Annotated in this window: 19 protein-coding genes; 13 read left to right on the forward strand and 6 right to left on the reverse strand. The window is 35.3% G+C overall.

Annotated elements, in window-relative coordinates; translation table 11 throughout:
- Window positions 1–118: 118 nt before the first annotated feature.
- The 5 genes from ABWU40_RS02530 to rmuC all read left to right on the forward strand — a co-directional run bounded on the left by ABWU40_RS02530 (window position 119) and on the right by rmuC (window position 3,388).
- Window positions 119–829, forward strand: coding sequence for a class II aldolase/adducin family protein (locus ABWU40_RS02530; protein WP_353279319.1), 711 nt, complete (start codon window positions 119–121; stop codon window positions 827–829).
- Window positions 830–901: 72 nt separating this feature from the next.
- The gene (locus tag ABWU40_RS02535; protein WP_007548354.1) at window positions 902–1,036 is read left to right on the forward strand and encodes an IS3 family transposase; all 135 of its coding nucleotides are present in this window, start codon (window positions 902–904) and stop codon (window positions 1,034–1,036) included.
- Window positions 1,033–1,167 (forward strand): hypothetical protein, encoded by a 135-nt coding sequence (locus ABWU40_RS02540; RefSeq protein WP_007548509.1) that lies wholly within the window; start codon window positions 1,033–1,035, stop codon window positions 1,165–1,167. Before ABWU40_RS02535 ends, ABWU40_RS02540 begins: the two co-directional genes overlap by 4 nt.
- A 462-nt stretch (window positions 1,168–1,629) precedes the next feature.
- Window positions 1,630–1,800 carry a DDE-type integrase/transposase/recombinase gene (locus tag ABWU40_RS02545; protein ID WP_080717647.1) on the forward strand — a complete coding sequence of 57 codons (171 nt, stop codon included), beginning with the start codon at window positions 1,630–1,632 and terminating at the stop codon, window positions 1,798–1,800.
- 256 nt (window positions 1,801–2,056) lie between these two features.
- Window positions 2,057–3,388 (forward strand): DNA recombination protein RmuC, encoded by a 1,332-nt coding sequence (gene rmuC, locus ABWU40_RS02550; protein WP_007548651.1) that lies wholly within the window; start codon window positions 2,057–2,059, stop codon window positions 3,386–3,388.
- A 36-nt stretch (window positions 3,389–3,424) separates the two neighbouring features.
- Here the strand turns inward: rmuC and ABWU40_RS02555 are convergent, their stop codons facing one another.
- Window positions 3,425–4,753 (reverse strand): IS4-like element ISWosp9 family transposase, encoded by a 1,329-nt coding sequence (locus ABWU40_RS02555; protein WP_141457339.1) that lies wholly within the window; start codon window positions 4,751–4,753, stop codon window positions 3,425–3,427.
- 97 nt (window positions 4,754–4,850) lie between these two features.
- On the opposite strand from ABWU40_RS02555, the gene ABWU40_RS02560 reads away from it, so the two are divergent.
- From ABWU40_RS02560 to argS, 3 genes are all read left to right on the forward strand, one after another.
- Window positions 4,851–5,441, forward strand: a complete 591-nt coding sequence (locus tag ABWU40_RS02560; RefSeq protein WP_141456885.1) for a hypothetical protein — start codon at window positions 4,851–4,853, stop codon at window positions 5,439–5,441.
- An 86-nt stretch (window positions 5,442–5,527) separates the two neighbouring features.
- Window positions 5,528–5,989 (forward strand): hypothetical protein, encoded by a 462-nt coding sequence (locus ABWU40_RS02565; RefSeq protein ID WP_141456887.1) that lies wholly within the window; start codon window positions 5,528–5,530, stop codon window positions 5,987–5,989.
- A gap of 93 nt (window positions 5,990–6,082) precedes the next feature.
- Window positions 6,083–7,789, forward strand: coding sequence for an arginine--tRNA ligase (argS, locus tag ABWU40_RS02570; RefSeq protein ID WP_015589069.1), 1,707 nt, complete (start codon window positions 6,083–6,085; stop codon window positions 7,787–7,789).
- Window positions 7,790–7,947: 158 nt separating this feature from the next.
- On the opposite strand, the gene ABWU40_RS02575 is transcribed toward argS, so the two are convergent.
- The 4 genes from ABWU40_RS02575 to ABWU40_RS02590 form a co-directional block, all read right to left on the reverse strand.
- The gene (locus ABWU40_RS02575) at window positions 7,948–8,112 is read right to left on the reverse strand and encodes an IS3 family transposase (RefSeq protein ID WP_080717614.1); all 165 of its coding nucleotides are present in this window, start codon (window positions 8,110–8,112) and stop codon (window positions 7,948–7,950) included.
- Window positions 8,113–8,350: 238 nt separating this feature from the next.
- The gene (locus ABWU40_RS02580) at window positions 8,351–8,704 is read right to left on the reverse strand and encodes an IS3 family transposase (protein WP_095866555.1); all 354 of its coding nucleotides are present in this window, start codon (window positions 8,702–8,704) and stop codon (window positions 8,351–8,353) included.
- 1 nt (window position 8,705) lies between these two features.
- Window positions 8,706–8,990: a transposase gene (locus ABWU40_RS02585; RefSeq protein ID WP_038198869.1), complete on the reverse strand. Its 285-nt coding sequence runs from the start codon at window positions 8,988–8,990 to the stop codon at window positions 8,706–8,708.
- Between the two features lie 369 nt (window positions 8,991–9,359).
- Complete coding sequence (locus ABWU40_RS02590; RefSeq protein WP_010962676.1) at window positions 9,360–10,532, reverse strand: NADH-quinone oxidoreductase subunit D; 1,173 nt, start codon at window positions 10,530–10,532, stop codon at window positions 9,360–9,362.
- 275 nt (window positions 10,533–10,807) lie between these two features.
- Here ABWU40_RS02590 and ABWU40_RS02595 point away from each other — a divergent pair, with 275 nt between their 5' ends.
- The 5 genes from ABWU40_RS02595 to folD all read left to right on the forward strand — a co-directional run bounded on the left by ABWU40_RS02595 (window position 10,808) and on the right by folD (window position 15,077).
- Window positions 10,808–11,986: an aspartate aminotransferase family protein gene (locus tag ABWU40_RS02595; protein ID WP_015589068.1), complete on the forward strand. Its 1,179-nt coding sequence runs from the start codon at window positions 10,808–10,810 to the stop codon at window positions 11,984–11,986.
- Between the two features lie 88 nt (window positions 11,987–12,074).
- Complete coding sequence (locus ABWU40_RS02600; RefSeq protein ID WP_353279322.1) at window positions 12,075–13,358, forward strand: HlyC/CorC family transporter; 1,284 nt, start codon at window positions 12,075–12,077, stop codon at window positions 13,356–13,358.
- Between the two features lie 13 nt (window positions 13,359–13,371).
- A complete protein-coding gene (locus ABWU40_RS02605; protein WP_010082293.1) occupies window positions 13,372–13,638 on the forward strand; it encodes a DUF2312 domain-containing protein in 267 nt (88 codons plus the stop codon).
- Entirely contained in the window at window positions 13,631–14,206 is a 576-nt protein-coding gene (locus ABWU40_RS02610; protein WP_006280027.1) for a UbiX family flavin prenyltransferase, read from the forward strand. Before ABWU40_RS02605 ends, ABWU40_RS02610 begins: the two co-directional genes overlap by 8 nt.
- Window positions 14,190–15,077 (forward strand): bifunctional methylenetetrahydrofolate dehydrogenase/methenyltetrahydrofolate cyclohydrolase FolD, encoded by an 888-nt coding sequence (gene folD, locus ABWU40_RS02615; RefSeq protein ID WP_141456891.1) that lies wholly within the window; start codon window positions 14,190–14,192, stop codon window positions 15,075–15,077. The genes ABWU40_RS02610 and folD overlap by 17 nt, the downstream gene beginning before the upstream one ends.
- A 375-nt stretch (window positions 15,078–15,452) precedes the next feature.
- Here folD and ABWU40_RS02620 read toward each other — a convergent pair whose 3' ends face one another.
- Window positions 15,453–15,764, reverse strand: coding sequence for an NUDIX domain-containing protein (locus ABWU40_RS02620; RefSeq protein WP_041573519.1), 312 nt, complete (start codon window positions 15,762–15,764; stop codon window positions 15,453–15,455).
- Window positions 15,765–16,808 lie beyond the last annotated feature (1,044 nt).

Genomic DNA, 16,808 nt, shown 5'->3' on the forward strand with positions numbered 1-16,808 from the left:
CAAGCTACAACACAAAAGTGTTTGGTATTCAGAAAGCAAGACAGAGTGGCATAGACTTATTAGTTTACTACAAGTCTCTTTTCGCGTATAAACCTTCAGAAGATTCTAACAGAGGATTGTGTTGTTAACAAAGAGCAGAGTAAAAAGGGATCTAGTCTATGCCTATCAGATTTTGTCCTACCTTAAGTTCGATGATCATACATATACTCACCTTTCAGTGCGTTCTGAAGATCAAAAGTCGTTTTATATTTATCCGTTTGGTATGCGTTTTGATGAAGTAGATGAATGTTCGTTAATGAAAGTATCATTTGATGGAGATGTAGTTGAAGGCAAAGAATATCAATATAATAGAACTGGCTATATAATTCATGGTTTTGTTTATCAAGCAAGGAAAGATATTCAAGCAATTTTTCACTTGCATACACCTTCTATTGTAGCGGTTTCTTCTCTCAAAGATGGGCTGCTTCCTATAAGTCAATGGGCACTGCACTTTTACAATAAAATCTCTTACCATAATTATAATTCCCTAGCACTTAGCGATACAGAAGGAAAGAGGTTAATAGCTGATCTGAAAGAAAATTTTGTCATGTTAATGCGTAATCATGGATCTATAACGTGTGGTCGGAGTATACAAGAAGCAATGTTTTACACGTATCATTTAGAACAAGCGTGCAAAACTCAATGTTTAACGTTAGCAATGAATAAGGAGTTATCAATTCCAAGTGAAGAAATTTGCTCAAAAGCTGTAAAGGATCTCCTATCTTTTGAAAGCAATCTTGGTGAGAGGGATTGGCACGCATGGGTTAGACTAATTAAAAGTAAGTTGTAAGTGACCTTACCCAGAAAAAGTAGAGAGAAAGTTAAGACGTTTTTGGAGTAAAATAAAACGTTTTTTCAAAATATGACAAATAGAAGAGAATATACAGCAGAATTCAAATTAGAAGCTGTTAAGCTGGTTAAAGAAACAGGTCAAGCAAGTACAAAAATAGCAAAAGATCTAGGTATAGATGGCAGTATGTTAAGTAAGAAAATATGATGGAAAAATGTCTGGAGCATACGCATTTCCAGGCAAAGGCTCCTTATGACAAAGAAAGATTTGATCTAAAAAAAGAGCTAATAAGAGAAAGAGACATCTTAAAAAAAGCCCTGGGCAAAGAAAAAGAGTAAAGTATTCTTTTATATAGAAATTGCTATAAAACACAGGAACTATGTAGGGTTTTGTACTGGTGGTATTGGTTGCTAAGGAAAAAAGCAGTAAAGAATTAGCAAAAGAAGGGCTTCTAGCAGATATTCAAAAAATACATCAAGCATTCTAAATGCAGATATGGAGCCCCTAAAATTCACGCTGAATTAAAAGCTTTAGGCAAAAATTAAAACAGTACAAAGTGTTATGCAAGAAAATGGCATTAAAACCAAGCTTAGACGAAGGTTCAAAAATAAAAAACAGCAAATAAGCAACCGAGTTGTGGCTCCGAACACATTGGATCAAAATTTTACTACTGATCAGCCAAATAAAGTTTGGGATTACCTACATAAAAACTAAAGAAGGTTGTTGGCGGCAATAATTGACCTATATTCACGCATGGTGGTTAATGAGTAACATGATAATTAGTTATAGATTCTTTATTGATGGCCGTTGATAAACGCAAACCCGATAAAAATCTGCTGTTACATAGCGATCAAGGGTCACAGTATACCTCTCAAAATTACCAATTTCTATTGAATACAAAAAACATCATTTCCAGCATGAGCCATAAGGGCTGTTGTTACGATAACTCTGTTGCAGAAAAGTTCACTTAAAAGGGAGCTGCTTATTGATACTTCTCGCTCAACAAACCAGAACTGCCATATTTGAATACATAGAAATCTTTTATAACAAATAACGTAGACATTCTACTATTAACTATTGCATTCCTGCACAATTTATTCTCATGATAAAAACGTCTTAACTTTCTCTCTACTTTTTCTGGGTAAGGTCACCTCTTTAGGTGCTCCTTTTTTCTTTCTTATACACACAAAAATCATATAGAATTGTAAATACAGCTTTTTTATTCTGATGCTTTTCAATTCTATAGCTCTGGTTGTCTCTCTATTACTATTTTTCTACATTATCGTAAAAAAACTGAGCGAAAAGAAAGCAAACCTTGAGGGTAATTTATGTAAATTAGAGCAAGAACTTCAAGAAACAAAGCAAACTTTGCTTACGAAGAATGAAGAAATAGTTGATTTAAGGGTCAAAAGAGCAGAACTTGAAGTAACTCTGCAAAAAGAACGTGAGGAAAAGAAAAAGGAAATAGAATTACTAACAAAAGCAGAGGAGAGATTAACAAACACTTTTAAAGCGCTCTCTCTTGATGCTTTGCAAACAAATAACAATAATTTTCTGAACTTAGCAAAGGAAGTAATCGATAGTAAATTAAAAGAAACGGAAAGCGATTTCAAAAAAAGACAAGCAACGATCAACGAAGTTGTAACTCCAATAAAAGAAAAATTAGAAAAATTCGATAATGAAATACGTGAGCTAGAAAAGGAGAGGGTAGGGGCCTATGAAGGTTTAAAGGAGCAAATTGGAGCGCTGATGAACCAAACTTCCAACCTTGCTAATGCCCTGAGGAAACCTCACATTAGGGGCAAATGGGGTGAAATGCAACTCAAAAGAGTGGTAGAAATGGCAGGAATGATTGAGTATTGCGATTTTTTTACTCAGCCGTCAGTGATTGATAAAAACGAGGATAATTTATTGCGTCCTGATTTAATAATCAAAATGCCATCTGGAAAGCAAATAATAATAGATGCTAAAGTGCCGCTTGATTCTTACATGGATGCTATATCACAAAATGATTTGCAAATACAAAAGGAGAAATTAAAGAACCATTCCCTGGCAATAAAAAAACACATAAATGACTTGGGTAAAAAAGAGTATTGGAATCAATTTGAAAATACGCCAGAACTTGTGGTGCTTTTCTTAACAGGGGAGGGGGTTTTTAGCGCAGCACTGGAATATGAGCCTGCTTTGATAGAGATTGGAGTGGAAAAAAAAGTGATCATTGCAACACCGATCACTCTAATTGCGTTGCTGAGAGCAATAGCGTATGGATGGAAGCAAGAGATGATAGCTGAAAACGCAAAGAAAATCAGTGAACTAGGTCATATTTTATATGAGCGCATTTGCACAATGGGTGAAAACTTTGATAATTTGCGCAGGAGCTTAAAAAGTGCTGTTGATCATTATAATAAAACTGCTGGCTCTCTTGAAGCAAGGGTGTTTCCTGCTGCTCGAGAATTCAATAAGCTTGGTATACATGCAAAAAATAAAAGTTTAAGTGCTGCAAAGGAATTAGAGTCTTTACCACGCAGTTTACATACTGAGGGGCTGAAAGTAGATTAGGCATCTTAACAGGGAATGTTCAAAAAACCATACGCGTCAAGTTAAGGAATGTAGAGAGCTTAAAGTAGATACCCTGGTCTTCCTATATCTGTCTTTCAAAGAAAACTTTGACCAGATTATAGTAAGCTTTTTTAGAAAAATTTTTAAATTATTGACAATATTGTTTAATATCAAAAAGAGCTCTCTAACCCGCCTTTTCAATTCAATAAATGCCTTTGTTAAACTGAGCTCCGTGTTCTTTTTTAGTTTTACACAGCCAATCATTCCGTGAAATACGAGAATAGCACATAATTTTGCGTATAGCTCGCACAATACTCTAAATGGATTTGTCTTTCCTTTTAGTTTATCAAGATTGATATGACTTTTATATAGTTTAAATAGTAATTCGATTTGCCATCTTACTCTATAAACCGTCAATATTTGTTCAGCATTAATTTTACTCTCTGGAACATTAGTTATAAATATTGACCAATCTAATAACTTTTGATTCTTTTGAGAAGATGTATATCCATGTGACTTTGCTAATTTATTAGCCTTTCTTCTTCTAGCCATAGACTGTTCTTCAGTTAGCTTTTGACATATAATTCTTACCTTAATTTTTACTTCCTTTCCTAATAATACTTCTTTTTCTGAAGATAATTGACCTTCCAAATACTCCAATAGCTCTATTTTTTGATTTGTTTCTATATCATATATATTGGTATCAGACTTATAACGACTAACAAAATATGCACCTGCTTCATCAATCTGTTTAAAAGAACTAGGCACAAAGTAGCCCAAGTCAAATATTAGCAAATCATTGGCTGATAAACCGTTCAGATAATCCCTATAACCTTGATCCGACCTTATTCCTTCCATAAAATTTAACTTATCTAGCGCTTGATTCAGGTAATCAAAGACTAACTGTAGCTTTATTCCTGATTTGGTATTATTCTCACAATCTCTATAGCTACTGCCATATCCTTTGTACATATCTTCCATGCTACTGGGCAGGCTAATGTAGCTGCTATCCAATAATTTAACGCTTCCAAATTGCTGTAAAATTTTGCAATCAATCTGTAGACTTTTTTTAAATAAACACAAAGCTTCGTTATACATTTTTTTCATGAACTCAACTGCTTCTTCACTAAACCTAAAATCTAAACCCTGTTTTGTAATTTCTATCGAGTCTTCATTTAGCAATTGGCACATTGTTTCTATGCTGCAATCATCAACTCCTATGTTACCAAAAACCATAGCTTTTATGAATGATGAGCCATTAAGTTTTCTCTTTCTTTTTATAAAACCTACTGTAATTGATATTTCGTCTGCTTTTTCATTAAAGAATTCATTGAGGTCTTTTGATAAGCAAGCTATTCTGTCCATTGTAAGTTCTCTCATTCATATATCCAAGAGAATTTATACCTTATTATTTTCCTTCACTCTATCAACTTTACTTACACTTTTCCTTAACTTGACGCGTATGGCTTGCATAACTGACCCACGGTACCATCATAACTTTGACCCACGTTGCCATAACCGCTTTGACTCGCGGCATGATGGACTCGAATTAAATATACAGCTTCCCGAATTCGATTTAAATATACCACCTTGTCCTACTTGTCCTGATACTGTTTGTCCCCCTGCTCCTGCTTGTCCTGCTTGTCCTGATACTGTTTGCCCCCCTGCTCCTGCTTGCCCCCCTGCTCCTGCTTGTCCTGCTTGTCCCCCTTGTCCCCCTTGTCCACAAGTTAAGCCTGAACCTGAATCTAAAACAATCGTTGATTTTTCAAAGCTTGCAATAACGGTCAACCCAATAACTGATGATATTCTTGATATTGAGACCAGAGAGCCAACAGGCTACAAGTTTAAAGAATGTGCAAAAACTATTCAGAATGCTAAAAACAACCTTCAGGTTATAGATGGTAAACTTGTGGGCAGTTGTGAAAACAATTCTGAATGTGATAAATGTGTAGAAGTAATAAACTCTTCTATATTAGATGCAAAAAGTGCTGAAGCCTTTTTTTCTACCCACAATATGTCAGTGTTAGAAGGCACTGTTCATATTATATAAAAGTAATACAGTGTGTACATTGTTAGTACACACTTCCATCTTATGGTTAATTTTTTAATAATTTTATTTACTAATGGAGATATTTTATGCCAACGAATACTTTTTCTTGTCCGAATCAAAAAAATGCAAATCATGTACGTATATTGCCACTTGATACGTGCTATGTCAGTGATATGTTGAAAATTAATTTGTTCACAAAGTTGGATGATTGTAAAGTCAATAAGGGTAAGTTGATTTATGATAAATGTGGTAAAGATCTTAAGTGTAAGATTGATGATAAGACTATGAATGAACTGAAAAAATGTTTTAAGTTTGAGATTGATGATAAGACTAAGAATGAACTGAAAGAAAATATTAAGAATGAACTGAAGAAAGGTCTTAAGTGTGAGATTGATGATAAGACTAAGAATGAACTGAAAGAAAATATTAAGAATGAACTAAAGAAAGAGAAAGAGCCTGATGATGTTGAAGAGCCTGATGCTGGTAATGATGGTTACAGCGAAGGTATGGCTTTCTCTTACCATGGTTACGGCAACGACTTAATATAAACTCTGATCCAGGAAGATAAAATAGTTAAGATAAACCTTCAACTAGTCCCACTTATTCACTATACTGCTATAGATTTTATAGCAATATAGTGAATGAACATTTTTAAGCAGATTTCCTCTCTAATCTTTAGTAAATTGAATGAGTTGAAACAAAGGGGTGTTATAAGCACAAGTGCAGCAAACTTTATCATAGAGCCTCCAAGCAATAGAGTCCATGGAGACATTTACACAAATGTTGCTATGGTGCTTGCAAAGCATGAAAAGAAGAATCCCATTGAAATTGCAGAGGTTTTAGCCAAAGAATTTGAACTTTTTGATGAAGTTGCAAAAGTGGAAATAGCAGGCTCTGGTTTCATCAACATGCACTTAAAAATAGAAGTGTGGCATGGAATTTTAAAACAAATAAATGAGCTAAAAACAGAGTTTGGCACCCTAGATATAGGGAACAATCAGGCCATCAATGTTGAATTTGTATCTGCAAATCCAACTGGTCCACTGCATATTGGTCATGCAAGAGGGGCAGTATTTGGTGACGTTCTGGCAAATTTATTGAAAAAAGTTGGTTATAAAGTTACTAAGGAATACTATATTAATGATGCTGGAGCACAGATAGATACGCTAATTCGGTCAGTGTATTTGCGATATAAAGAAGCTCTGGGGGAAAAAATTAGTGTTGAAAAAGGTTTATACCCAGGTGAATATTTAAAACCGATAGGGGAGGGGCTGGCCAAAAAATATGGCGCAGAGCTTCTAGAAAAGCAAGATAATCAAGTGATTAGAGACTATACTTTAAGTTCTATCTTAGAAATTATAAAGGAAGACATGAACTTACTTGGAGTAAATCATGATGTTTTTACTTCAGAGTATGAGCTACAAAAAAGTGGCAAAATTGAAGAGAGTATAAAGATATTGTCTGACAAGGGTCTAGTGTATGAAGGGTACCTGGAGAAACCAAAAGGCAAAGAAAGCGAAAATTGGACTTCCAGAAAAGAGATGCTATTTCGCTCTACAAAATTTGGTGATGACGTTGACCGTGCATTGAAGAAAGAGGACGGCAGTTGGACTTATTTTGCCTCGGATATCGCTTACCATTTTGATAAGATATCGCGTGGTTTTAACAATATGATCGTAGAGCTTGGTAGTGACCACGGCGGTTATGTCAAAAGACTCAAAGCAGTCGTCTCTGCGCTCAGTGATGATCAAGCAAAAATAGAGGTAAAACTGCATAATATTGTGAATTTTTTCGAGAACGGCAAACCTGTTAAGATGTCCAAAAGATCAGGAAATTTCCTCACAGCAAGGGATGTAGTGGAAGAAGTTGGCAGGGACATAACTCGTTTTATAATGCTAACACGCAAGAATGATATGGTCTTGGACTTTGATTTTGCTAAAGTTAAAGAACAGTCAAAAGACAACCCTATTTTTTACGTGCAATATGCGCATGCTCGTGCTCATTCGTTAATGCGTAATGCTCCAAAAGAGCTCCCAACAGCAGATCCTTCACTTTTAAGGACAGGTGGAGAGCTCTTCCTCATAAAAACCTTAGCAAAGTGGCCAGATGTGGTAGAAATTGCAGCAAGGCTTTGTGAGCCACACAGAATTACTTTCTACTTACTTGAAGTTGCAGAAGCGTTTCACGTTTTATGGGGGTATGGCAAGAGTGATTTAAACATGCGTTTCATACTGGAAGACAACTTAAACCTCACCGCTGCAAGAATGTTTCTCGTGCAAGCCTTAGCGCACGTCATCGCTTCTGGACTTTCTATCTTCAATATAGAGCCTTTGGAAGAGATGAGTTGATTTTTTTATGCAAGATTGTTTTTTCAACGAATAGAGAAGTTGACAAAATTAAGTAAAAATGTTATAGTTTATTGACCTTACCCAGAAAAAGTGGAGAGAAAGTTTGGAATGTTTTTTACAAAAAGAATGATGCATCAAATTGTTCTGGAATGCAATAGTTAATAGTGACGTTGTTTGTTATAAAAAATTTCTATGTATTCAAATATTGCAGTTCTAGTTTGTTGAGCAGAGTGTTGTGAAGTATCAATAAGTATTTCTCTTTTCAATGAGCTAAAGAAGCTTTCCACAACAGAATTGTCGTAACAACAACCTTTATGACTCATCTATGTTTTTTATGGATAAGAGATATTGATAACCTTGCAAAGTATATTGTGAACCTTGATCACTATGTAATAGTAGATTTTTGGCAGGTTTACGCTTGTTAACGTCCATTAATAAAGAGTCCATAACCAATTGTTTATTTATTGAACTGCTCATTAACTACCATGCGTGAATATAGATCGATTATTGTTGCCAAATATAGCCATCCTTCTTTGGTTTTTATATAAGTAATCCCATACTTTATTTGGTTGATCGACAATAAAGTTTTGGTCTAATATATTGGGAGCTACTGTCCGTTTGTTGTTTCTTAATTTTAAATTTTCTTCTCAATATAGCCTGAATACCATTTTTCTGCATAATACTTTGCACTGTTTTTAAGTTGCAACTTTTACCCAAAGCCTTTAATTCAGCATGAATTTTAGGAGCTCCATATCTACATTTAGAAGCTTGATATATTTTTTGAATATCTGCTAATAACTCTTTATTTGCTGATTCTCTACTGCTTATTTTCCTTGTAGTCCACTTATAGTAGCCACTAGCAGAAAATCCTACATAATTCCTGTACTTTATAGCAGTTACTATATAAAAAAATATTTTACTCTTTTTGACTGGCCAGGGCTTTTTTTAAAATGTCTCTTTCTCTTGTTACTTTTGCTAACTCTTTCTGTAAATCAAATCTCTCTTTGTCATAAGGTGCTACATCTGGAAATGCATTTGCCGCTGACTTTTTTTCGTTATATTTCTTCATCCATTTTCCTAATACACTATCCCTTATTCCTAGATCTCTTGCTACTTTTGCAACTGGTTGACCTACCTTTCTTTGTTCATTTGCCAGCTTAACAGCTTCCAATTTGAATTCTGCCGTATATTCTCTTGCCATTTCTAATCCTCCAAAATTTTATTTTACCCGAAAAAACTCCTTTCTTTCTCTCCACTTTTTCTGGGTAAGGTCAGTTTAGCTATAGGCAGCAATTTTCTGTATTTATTTTAAATTGAAGGAAGCTCAAATGAAAGATCATGTTTTGCTAAAAATCACAGAATGCAGTCTAACAGTGAACGGTTACGCTTTTAATCGAAAATGTTGTATAGTACACAATCAATTTTTCTGGATCCAAGTAGTCAAGGCACTGCCTTTGTGTTTGAGGCAAAATCGGCTATAACACTTAACATACTGCCTTTGCAAACAAATGTTCGTACAGTTATGTGTCAGCTACTTGCATGACGCCATTGCCTGAACGGGTACCAATGATTACCTATCAATCTCACCAAAAACTATATCGAGTGAGCCAATAATTGCTGCAACGTCAGCAAGCATGTGTCCTTTTGCCATAAAGTCTAAGGCTTGTAAATGCGCAAAGCCAGGTGCTCTTATTCGGCACCTATAAGGTCTATTGGTACCATCTGAAACTATATACACTCCAAACTCACCTTTTGGTGCCTCAACAACTGCGTAAGCCTCACCTTCTGGTACGTGATATCCTTCTGAATAGAGCTTAAAATGGTGAATCAGAGCTTCCATAGATTTTTTCATCTCTGCTCTTGACGGTGGAGAAATTTTTCTATCTTCAGTTTTTATTTGCCCTTCAGGCATTTTCTCTATGCACTGCTTCACCAAACTGATAGATTGCCTAATCTCTGCCATTCTAACTAGATAACGGTCATAACAGTCGCCATTTTGGCCGATCGGTATATCAAAATCTAGTTGATCATATATCTCATATGGCTGGCTTTTTCGCAAATCCCAAGCAAGCCCAGCAGCGCGCAACATTGGGCCACTAAAGCCCCAATCAAGTGCCTGTTTAATTGATATTTCACTAATTCCTACAGTGCGTTGCTTCCATATCCTATTTTCTGTTAAAAGTTCATCAACATCGTCTATATATTTTGGAAATTGCTCTATAAACTTTGCAATATCCTCAATCAAATCTTCTGGAACATCTGCTGCAATTCCACCTGGCCTGATGTAAGCTGCGTGAAACCTTGCACCTGAAGCTCTTTCGTAAAATTCCAGTATTTTTTCTCTTTCTTCAAAGAGCCATAAAAGAGGGGTCATTGCTCCAACATCAAGTGCTTGAGAAGAAACGTTCAGTAAATGATTTAGTATTCTCGTCAGTTCACAAAACAAGACACGTAAATACTTTGCCCTAATTGGCACTTCACATTGCAACAATTTCTCCACACAAAGTGAATATGCATGCTCTTGTGACATTGGTGATACGTAATCAAGGCGATCAAAATAAGGCAAAGCTTGAAGATACGTTTTATGTTCTATTAATTTTTCAGTACCGCGGTGCAGAAGCCCAATATGGGGATCTGCCCTCTCGATCACTTCACCATCCATCTCTAAAACAAGACGCAACACTCCATGTGCAGCTGGGTGCTGAGGTCCAAAATTTAACATCATTGTCTTTAGATCGGGCATGTCCAGTAGTTTAAGATATTAAAATTGTATAGGCTAAAGTGCGCTCAAAGTCAATAAACTTCTTGCATAGGCTACAACTATCATTCAATAGAAACAAAAACTTTTACAATGGCTAATAAGTGTTGGTAAAACCAAGTCACTTTAGCTATAGAATGACAAAAAAGGTTTGCATTAGCCAAATTTTTAGTTGAAGTAGCATAAGAGGTTAAAGGAAAAGCTTTGTGTTAATGGATTCATTTCAGGTATAGTATAGATAACACCACAATACTTATAAAATGGATCATGTTGTTAATGCGTATAATAGACTTGACACTCCTATAGTTAGGGGAGAAGGGGTATATCTTTTTGATAGAGGTGGTAAAAAATATTTAGATTTTGCTGCAGGTATTTCTACAACTTCTTTAGGGCATTGTCATCCATACATTACAGATAAGCTGAAAGAGCAATTGAGCTCACTATGGCACTGCTCTAACATTTTTACTATTCCCGAGCAAGAAAGGCTTGCCGAGCGTTTAACAACTCTTACTTTTGCAGATAAAGTTTTTTTCTGCTCAAGTGGGCTTGAAGCAACAGAAGCTGCAATTAAGTTTATTCGTCGTTATTTTTACTTGAAAGGGCAAGCAAAACGTAATCGTATTATTACAATTGAAGGAGGGTTTCATGGCCGCAGTATTGCTGCAATTTCTGCTGGAGGCAGTGAAAAATCACGCGAAGGTTTTGCTCCGCTTCTTTCTGGTTTTGATAAAGTGCCAAGAAATGACATTAAAGCTTTGGAGAAAAAAATCAGCGATGAGACAGCTGCTGTGTTTTTAGAGCCCATACAAAGTGAAGGTGGAGTATATCCACTAGACGTAGAATATCTTCAAAAAGTAAGGGAAATAACAAAAGCTCAAGGAATAATTTTGTGCTTTGATGAAGTGCAGTGCGGATATGGACGCATCGGTTCTTTATTTCATTATCAAAATGTCGGCATTGAACCTGATATGCTAACCTGTGCGAAGGCTATGGGTAACGGTTTTCCTGTAGCTGCATGTTTAGTGAAAGATTATATAGCAGAAGCAATTACTCCAGGAACTCATGGATCAACCTATGGTGGCAATCCACTTGCCATGACTGTTGGTAATGCAGTGCTCGATATAATGCTAAAAGAAGGCTTTTTTGATCATGTTAAAAGAATTAGTAAATATTTAAAAGAAAAGCTGTTGCTTTTAGCTAAAGAATTTCCTGAGATGATTTTAGAAGTTCGTGGAGAAGGGTTACTAATGGGAATAGAACTAGCAACTCTTGTAGCTGATAAAATTATTAGTCGATCTCTTGATAAAGGTTTAATAATAACTAGGGTTTTAAACAACAAAGTAGTAAGGGTAACCCCACCACTTATCATTGAGGATGAGCATGTGAACGCAGCGTGTAATATGCTTTATGATTTGTTTTTTAAGATTAAAGGTATATAAAATTCGGCAATATAAATTCAGGCTTGCAAATGCCTCTCATAACATGTAAAATTAATTTTATTTTTTATCACAATAACATCGTACTTTAATGGATTGGTTATTGGTCTTAGTATCATCAGCAATTTTTGTTTTGTTAGTTTTATCGTTTTTGTTCTCAGGAGCAGAAATAGGCTTAACCTCAATTAGCCGTTCTCGAGTTAATAAGCTAAAGCTAGACGGTAAAAAAAAAGCCAGGGTAATAGATCGCTTATTAAATAGGAAAGAATTGACAATAGGAACGGTATTGCTCGGCAATACAATTATTAATATTACTTGCTCTGCTTTATTTACAGCAATATTTATCAATCTTTTTGGAAATGAGGGCATTCTCCTATCAACAATTATAATGACATTTTGTATTTTATTGTTCTGCGAAGTTCTACCAAAAACTTATGCTATTCAAAATCCTGAAAAATTTGCATTATTTTCTGCTTATTTTGTATTGTTTTTTGTAAAGATTTTTTCTCCATTGACACTAGGTATTCAATTTATTGTTAACCTCATCCTAAAATTATGTGGGCTGCATAAAGATAAGGAAGTGATATCTGCAGCGGATGCAATGCGTAATATGATTACTCTTCACCGCAGTGAAGGAACTATGTTGCAACAGGATTTAGATATGCTAAGGAGCATACTTGATTTGGCTGAGACAGAGATATCACAAATTATGACCCATAGAAGAAACCTATTTTCTCTTGATATAGATCGGAATAAAGAAGAGTTAATAAGAGAGATTTTAACCAGCAGTCACAGTAGAGTACCTTTATGGCAGAAGGAACCAGATAACATTGTAGGTGTAATTCACGTGAAAGCTCTAATAAATGCTTTGCGTGAAAAGAATAATAAAGCGGAAGGAGTTGACATTACCCAAGTTATGTCAAGGCCTTGGTTCATACCAGAAAGTACACCGCTCAGCGTGCAACTTCACAACTTCCGTAAGAACAGGAAACACCTTGCATTTGTTATTGATGAGTATGGAGCACTGCAGGGAATTGTAACTCTTGAGGATATACTGGAAGAAATAGTTGGAGAAATTTCGGATGAACATGATTTGATTACGGAGAATTTTATAAAGAAAATATCTGATAATATGTATCACATAGAAGGAAAATCTACTATTAGGGACATTAACAGGCAGTTATACTGGAATCTCCCTGATGAAGAAGCTACAACTCTAGCAGGTATGATTGTGAATGAAATAGAGCGCATTCCTGACGAAGGCGAGGAGTTTTCCATGTATGGTTTTCGCTTTAAGATTTTAAAAAAAGATAAAAATATTATTACTGTTGTTGAAGTGCAAGTAAAAACTGGTAATATTAGTGGCAGCAATTAATTAGTGGAGTTTCATGGAAGATACAGTAAAAATAACGGCTGAAGAGTTGAAGGGTTACATAGAGAGAATCGAAAAACTTGAACAAGAAAAGAGGGATGTGCAAGATCACATTCGTGATGTATATGCAAAAGCCGCAGATGAAGGTTGGGATATAAAAGTGATGAAACAAATTATTAGGCTGAGGAAGATGGATGATGATGACAGAGAGGAACAAGAAATATTGCTTGATACCTATAAACGTGCATTGGGAATGAGCTACGAAGAAGAGTTAAGTGAATAGCAGAATTGTAATTGGAATAAGTGGAGCATCTGGTTCTATTTACGGTGTGCGTATTTTAGAAGCGTTGAAAGACGTCGATTATGAAACTCATTTAGTGATAAGTCGTGCTGGGAAAATAACTTTAGCTCACGAGATTAAAGAAAAACTTGAAGATATTACATCACTTGCAGATTTTTACTATTCTGAAGAAAAGATTGGAGAAAAAATAGCAAGCGGCTCATTTAAAACCTCAGGGATGATTGTAGCACCATGCTCTATGAAGACAATGTCTGAAATCGCATCAGGTGTTACTTCCAATCTATTGACAAGGGCTGCAGATGTAACGCTAAAAGAAAGAAGAAAGTTAGTTCTTATGGTGCGAGAGTCACCACTGCATCTTGGGCATTTACAAAATATGTTAAAATTAACGGAGATGGGAGCAATTATTGCTCCACCAGTACCAGCTTTTTATATTAAACCAAAATCGTTGGATGATATTATTAATCATTCTGTTGGCAAAGTATTGGATTTATTTGATATCAAATTACCCGACTTTAAGGAGTGGCAAGGAAGTGACAATTATTATTGATGGTAAAAAAATAGCAAACGACCTATGTGAGAGGCTATCACAAAAAATTGATATTTTAAAGAGAGAGTATAACATTTTTCCTTGCCTGAAAGTAATTCTCGTGGGCAGCAATCCAGCAAGTCAGGTTTATGTTCGCAACAAACAGAAAAAAGCAGAATCAATAGGCATAAGTTCTGAGACCATTGTTTTGCCTGATAATATTTCAGAAGATGAATTAATTGAAAAAATCAATGAATTAAATGAAGATCCATCTGTGCATGGCATTTTAGTGCAATTGCCTTTACCAAATCATATTAGTGCAAGCAGAGTAATTAACACAGTAAGTGTTGAAAAAGATGTAGATGGCTTTCATGATGAAAACGTTGGCAAATTAGTTAAAGGTGAAAAAAACTGCCTTATACCTTGCACTCCTAAAGGTTCTTTGCATTTAATTAAGTCAATTGAAGAGAACCTTTCCGGTAAAAACGCAGTGGTAATTGGTAGGTCAAATATCGTGGGCAAGCCAATGTTTTACCTGCTATTGCAAGAAAACTGCACTGTCACCATCTTGCATTCACAAAGCAAAGATTTAGCTGAATATTGCTCTAAAGCGGATATAGTAGTTGCAGCAGTCGGAAAGCCAAATTTTGTTCAAGCAGACTGGATAAAGAAAGGTGCAATAGTGATCGATGTTGGCATAAATAGCGTTAACGTAGGAGAACAAAGTAAGCTCGTAGGTGATGTTGACTTCGGGGGAATAAAAGAAAAAGTCAAAGCTATTACCCCAGTACCCGGGGGCGTTGGCCCAATGACCATTGCATTTCTAATGATGAACACTGTTATTGCTGCTTGCTTGCAGAAGGGAGTTGATGCTTCTAATTTCATTAGTTGAGGTATGAAGAGGAAGCTGTATGAAGATAGAATGTACCACATCTCACAATTAATAAAAAATTGAGATTTTTGAAATTCCTCGGTAGTCAAATTTATTAAATATTTAGGATCATCATCTATTCTTTTTTCTCTACAAGTATAGCTAAAGTGGCTTAGGTTTACCTACAATTTGAAAAACAACAAATTCGTCATTCCGCTACTCGTTAGCGGAATCTATGCTGAGATACCGCGGCGGTATGACGTAGGGAAACCTTTCTTGGGTTAGCTATAGTTAGTGGAATTGCAAAGTTTCTAGGCATAAAAAGCTTTGAACCTAATATATGAGCCAAACTTGATTTTCCAACCGTAGATACACCTGTAATAAAAATAATAGTCTTCATTTTATGAATTTACTTGCTATATGAACTATCGGAGAAATTTTTTTATAGTTTATAGTATCTATACTTTGCCATATACAACCATCAGAATCTTTTCCATCAGATTCTCGCTTTATTTCTCCTATGATTTCAATTTTGTATAAAACTGCTATATGTTTTAGACATTTATTTACATTGTCTTCATTATAATGATATAGGCTAGTAACTGTTTGGATTTGGTCGTATTGTTTCACTAAACAACCTGTTTCTTCTCTAATTTCTCTTACAAGTGCCTCTTCAAGCGTTTCAGCAATTTCTACCTGGTAAATCAAACAACCCTTTATAAGGACCTCGACTTTTTTTCACCAAAACTATACTTTTAGGTTTTAAAATTAAACCGTATACGCCTAAGTGAGAGTGATAAATAATATCATCTTTCATTAAATCAAAAATATTAGAGTTAATATAATAATTTAAAAAATCAATTATACAAAATAATGTATTATAAATACAATTACTCAATATAAAAATTCCACTTAACAAATTTATAAAAGTATAGCTTCTACGTCATACCGTCACGGTATCTCTTAGCATAGATCCTGCTAACAAGTAGCGGGATACTTAACCGTCATACCGCCGCGGTATCTCTTAGCCGCTAACACGTAGCGGTATGACGATTGTCGTTTAACTATAAATATTTAAGAAATTTACCAAATGAAAAAAAAGGCAAAAGAAACCCCGTAGTGCGAGTTTTGACTCTCTAATACTTTAAATTGGCGCTATAATAATGTGCTGACGCTTAGTTTAAGCGCGATTTGGCTGAATGTAGAAAAATTTTAAAAGACATGCAGCCGCTATAATGTTATGTAATCCGCCAAAAGATACCCTGAGTTTTTTACTGAATTTTGTCATTGAGCCTGCAGGTCAAAAACAAGTTTTGAGTCATAAATACCCTTAATGCCATGACGTGTATAATAATGTTACAAAAAATAATATCATAGAATTCAATAGGATAATCCCTAGAGAATTACTCATCTACAAAAAGCCAAATCGTGTTAATGCTGTTTAGATGTAAAAGATAAGCTAAATCTTTACAGGGAATTTAAAACAGTAGAATACCTTTGATTGAAAAAAAGAACCAAACTAGGCAACTTAACCGGTTTGCTATTTCAACTACTACAACTAAATCAATAAATCTTAATAGGGGGAAAAACATCATGAGTGCGCCAAGAAGTGCGTAAAGTTCAGTTGGTGAAAATCCAACCCAGGCAAAGCCTAGCCAGCAACCTGGAACGAACCATTATGCTGCGTAAGGTGACGAGCGTAGTAAAGCTAGTGGAAGGTGTAAAAGACAAGATTTGATCTGACAGACAAGA

The organism is Wolbachia endosymbiont (group A) of Cydia amplana (assembly GCF_964028495.1).
Taxonomy (GTDB): domain Bacteria; phylum Pseudomonadota; class Alphaproteobacteria; order Rickettsiales; family Anaplasmataceae; genus Wolbachia; species Wolbachia pipientis.

Coding starts and splice junctions, on each gene's coding strand:
- argS (WP_015589069.1), top strand. CDS start 6,083: ATGAACATTTTTAAGCAGATTTCCTCTCTAATCTTTAGTAAATTGAAT.
- ABWU40_RS02595 (WP_015589068.1), top strand. CDS start 10,808: ATGGATCATGTTGTTAATGCGTATAATAGACTTGACACTCCTATAGTT.
- ABWU40_RS02535 (WP_007548354.1), top strand. CDS start 902: ATGACAAATAGAAGAGAATATACAGCAGAATTCAAATTAGAAGCTGTT.
- ABWU40_RS02590 (WP_010962676.1), bottom strand. CDS start 10,532: ATGCCCGATCTAAAGACAATGATGTTAAATTTTGGACCTCAGCACCCA.
- ABWU40_RS02585 (WP_038198869.1), bottom strand. CDS start 8,990: ATGGCAAGAGAATATACGGCAGAATTCAAATTGGAAGCTGTTAAGCTG.
- ABWU40_RS02540 (WP_007548509.1), top strand. CDS start 1,033: ATGATGGAAAAATGTCTGGAGCATACGCATTTCCAGGCAAAGGCTCCT.
- ABWU40_RS02575 (WP_080717614.1), bottom strand. CDS start 8,112: ATGAGTCATAAAGGTTGTTGTTACGACAATTCTGTTGTGGAAAGCTTC.
- ABWU40_RS02555 (WP_141457339.1), bottom strand. CDS start 4,753: ATGGACAGAATAGCTTGCTTATCAAAAGACCTCAATGAATTCTTTAAT.
- rmuC (WP_007548651.1), top strand. CDS start 2,057: ATGCTTTTCAATTCTATAGCTCTGGTTGTCTCTCTATTACTATTTTTC.
- ABWU40_RS02600 (WP_353279322.1), top strand. CDS start 12,075: ATGGATTGGTTATTGGTCTTAGTATCATCAGCAATTTTTGTTTTGTTA.
- ABWU40_RS02545 (WP_080717647.1), top strand. CDS start 1,630: ATGGCCGTTGATAAACGCAAACCCGATAAAAATCTGCTGTTACATAGC.
- ABWU40_RS02605 (WP_010082293.1), top strand. CDS start 13,372: ATGGAAGATACAGTAAAAATAACGGCTGAAGAGTTGAAGGGTTACATA.
- ABWU40_RS02560 (WP_141456885.1), top strand. CDS start 4,851: ATGGCTTGCATAACTGACCCACGGTACCATCATAACTTTGACCCACGT.
- ABWU40_RS02565 (WP_141456887.1), top strand. CDS start 5,528: ATGCCAACGAATACTTTTTCTTGTCCGAATCAAAAAAATGCAAATCAT.